This is a genomic window from Paenibacillus macerans (assembly GCF_050565405.1).
GTDB lineage: Bacteria > Bacillota > Bacilli > Paenibacillales > Paenibacillaceae > Fontibacillus > Fontibacillus macerans_B.
Map to the genome: position 1 here is coordinate 1 of NZ_JBNYYG010000125.1, position 757 is coordinate 757.

Annotated in this window: 1 protein-coding gene; it reads right to left on the minus strand. The window is 48.9% G+C overall.

The window, feature by feature from the left end:
• Window positions 1-653 (minus strand): IS256 family transposase (locus ACQ4N8_RS28120; protein WP_430707670.1); only part of this gene is annotated, 653 nt, incomplete at its 3' end.
• Window positions 654-757: the final 104 nt, after the last annotated feature.

The window sequence follows — 757 nt, forward strand, 5'->3', positions numbered from 1 at the left end:
TCGAAAACGCCTAAAAGCACTTCGTGTACGCCTCGGTTATACAGATCGGCCAGAACGTCTTTCCAACCGTTAGAGCTCTCCTGGCCGCCTACGTAAAAGCCCAGGATTTGACGATGTCCTTCCTCGTCGATGCCCATGGCAAAGTAGATGACCTCACCGCTCACTGTACGGCGTTTGAGTTTGACGTAAAGCCCGTCCAAATAGATCACGCTGTAGCGCTTTTGCAGAGGCCGCTTCTGCCAATTCTGGATGTCTTCCAGGACGGTGGCGGTGATATTGCTGACGGTAGTCGGAGAATAGTGGCTGCCAAACATCGTCTCAATGAACCGGGCTACGTCACGAGTTCCCATACCGCTCTTATACATCTGGATGACCGCTTCCTCCAACCAACCATCCCGGCGTTGATACGGCTCAAAGACGTGGGTCTGAAACGCGCCTTGGCGATCTCGCGGGACTTCCAAGTCGGGAATGTGACCGTATTTGGTGTGCAACGAACGTTTGTAATAACCGTTCCGGCTGTTACTTTCATGAGCTTCGTCCTCCATGAAGTGCTGGATCTCAGCTTTCATGATCGATTCCAAGTTTTCTTTTACAAACTGAGTGACAAGATTTTCAAATAGGTTTGTGAGTTGATTTTCTGGTAAAATAGTCATCGAGTAGAGTCCCTTCTTGGTGGCGTCGTAACCCCGAGGATACTCTACTTTTTTGTGTTTTGGATAGACTCCAAAACTTGGTACACAAACAATTTTACGTCATC